This is a genomic window from Arthrobacter sp. 05L45_2 (assembly GCF_056397525.1).
The window spans coordinates 1-2721 of the sequence record NZ_JBFTNO010000281.1; the positions used below are offsets into that span (position 1 = coordinate 1).

Genomic DNA, 2721 nt, shown 5'->3' on the forward strand with positions numbered 1-2721 from the left:
GGTCCCTGCAGCGCGCGGCGTTGTAGGGGACCGTTTCCCTGACCGTTCCGCTGGCCCCGACGGACATGCCCATCCCTTGATCCGGTCGATGGACATGTCCAGGTACAGCCTCGCCCGAGACCGGCATGCCCATTTCTTGCTCCGGTTGAGGGGCATGTCCATCTTTCGCGGCCACCAATGGGCATTTACTAGATATGTCCAGTGCTCGGCGCGGGTAATGAGCATGTCCATCCCTGGGGCACATGCGAAGGGCATGCCCACGCATCGTCGCCTCCGAGTGAGGGACATGCTCATTCGTTGACCAGGGAGGCGGGCATGCTGCTTCACCTGCCCGGCCGACGGGCATGTTGCTTCACTTGCCCGGCCGACGGGCATGCCCTAGTGCAGCCTCGCCCAAGACCGGCATGTCCATTCTTCGCAGCTACCAACCGGCACACACTGCAGTTATGCCCAGTCATCAATCCGGAGATTGAGCATGTCAATCCTCCGGCGTGAGTGACGAGCATGTCCGAGTCCAAGCCCCACCTCGCGCCGGGCATGCTCGTCCCCAGAACGGAGAGACGGACATGTCCATCCCTGGACAGCAGGGATGAGCATGTTCAGCCACAGCCGTTTCTTGTGACGCACATGTCCATTGTTCACAGCGGCCAGTGGACATTTAGTGGTTATGTCCAGTGCTCGATCCTGCAAATGAGCATGTCCATCCCTGGGGCTGTGAGACGGACATGCTCCGCCCGGTAGGGGGGGCGACGGGCGCAGCCCAGGGAGCAGGAGCGCACCCACCCCATGCGGCCGGCCCGTTTTAGCGACCCGGCCCGCCCCCAGCGACCCGGCCCACCCCTCAGCGACCCGGCCCGCCCCCTCAGCGACACGGCCCGCCCCCTCAGCGACACGGCCGCCCCTCAGCGACCCGGTCCACCTAGTGACCAGACCTCGTAGCCCCCGCCGCCCCAACTCCAACCACCCCGCACCAACACCCACCCCCGGTCAAAAGTGCCGAAGATCCGGGGGAAATCGCGAAGAAAACGCCAAGTTCACCCGGTTCGTGTAAATTTTGTGTCTCAACTCACAAGATTGGACGATTCGCCCGCGGTCTTCTGGTTGAATCTAGGAATCAGGACATGGTGCTGCCCAACGAGTCAAGCTACTTCGGGCTGCGCACTAGTACTCATCGAACAGAAAGTTCACAGATGGCAATGAACAAAAAAGCCCTGCAGAGCGCCATCGCGCTCGCCGGGGTTTCCGCCTTTGCACTCACAGCCTGCACCGGACCTTCCGGCGGCGGAACGTCCTCCGGCGGTGCTGCAGGAGGCTCCATTACGTACGGCACCACGGACAAGGTGGTCACCCTCGACCCCGCCGGCTCTTACGACGCCGGTTCCTTCATGGTGATGAACCAGATCTACCCGTTCCTGATGAACTCGAAGCCCGGCACGGCCGACTCCAGCCCGGACATCGCSGARTCCGCGTCCTTCACGAGCCCGACGGAGTACACCGTCAAGCTCAAGTCCGGCCTCAAGTTCGCCAACGGCCACGCCCTCACGTCCTCTGACGTGAAGTTCTCGATCGACCGCGTCCTGAAGATCAATGACGACAACGGCCCGGCCTCCCTGCTGGGCAACCTCGCCTCGGTGGAAGCCAAAGACGACTCCACCGTGGTCTTCAAGCTCAAGCAGGGCAACGACCAGGTCTTCCCCGGCGTGCTCGCTGCCAACGCCGGCCCGATCGTCGACGAAGAGGTCTTCCCGGCCGACAAGCTGATGAGCGATGACGACATCGTCAAGGCCAAGCCCTTCGCCGGCCAGTACACGATCGAAAGCTACAAGAAGAACGAGCTCATCAGCCTCAAGTCCAACCCGGACTACAAGGGTCTGCTCGGCAAGCCGGCGAACGACAGCGCCACGATCAAGTACTACGCCGACTCGAACAACCTCAAGCTCGATGTCCAGCAGGGCAACATCGACGTCGCCGGCCGCAGCCTGACCGCAACCGACGCCGCCGACCTCGAGAAGGACTCCAAGGTCACCGTCCACAAGGGCCCGGGTGGCGAGCTGCGCTACATCGTCTTCAACTTCGACACCATGCCGTTCGGTGCCAAGTCCGCTGACGCCGACCCGAAGAAGGCTCTCGCTGTCCGCCAGGCCATGGCCGACATCGTTGACCGCGATGCGATCGCCARCCAGGTCTACAAGGGCACGTACCTGCCCGCGTACTCCGTCGTTCCCGACGGCTTCGTCGGCGCCATCACGCCGCTCAAGGACATGTACGGCGACGGCAGCGGCAAGCCCAGCCTGGACAAGGCCAAGAAGGCCTTCAGCGACGCCGGCGTCACCGCTCCGGTCACCCTGAAGCTGCAGTACAACCCGGACCACTACGGCAAGTCCTCCGGCGACGAATACGCCATGATCAAGGAACAGCTGGAGAAGTCCGGCCTGTTCAAGGTCGACCTGCAGTCCACCGAGTGGGTCACCTACTCCAAGGACCGCACCAAGGACGTCTACCCGGTCTACCAGCTCGGCTGGTTCCCGGATTACTCCGACGCCGACAACTACCTGACCCCGTTCTTCATCCCGGGCAACTTCCTCAAGAACCACTACGAGAACGCCGCCGTCACCGATCTGATCAAAAAGCAGCTCACGACGGTGGACAAGACGGAGCGCGAAAAGGTACTCGGTGACGCCCAGACGGCCGTCGCCAAGGACCTCTCCACGCTGCCGCTGC

Annotated in this window: 1 protein-coding gene; it reads left to right on the forward strand. The window is 62.9% G+C overall.

Going from position 1 to position 2721, the window contains the following annotated elements; translation table 11 throughout:
• Positions 1-1190: 1190 nt before the first annotated feature.
• Positions 1191-2721: ABC transporter substrate-binding protein (locus tag AC1DHD_RS15420; protein WP_476880553.1), on the forward strand; the 1531-nt coding region annotated here is incomplete at its 3' end.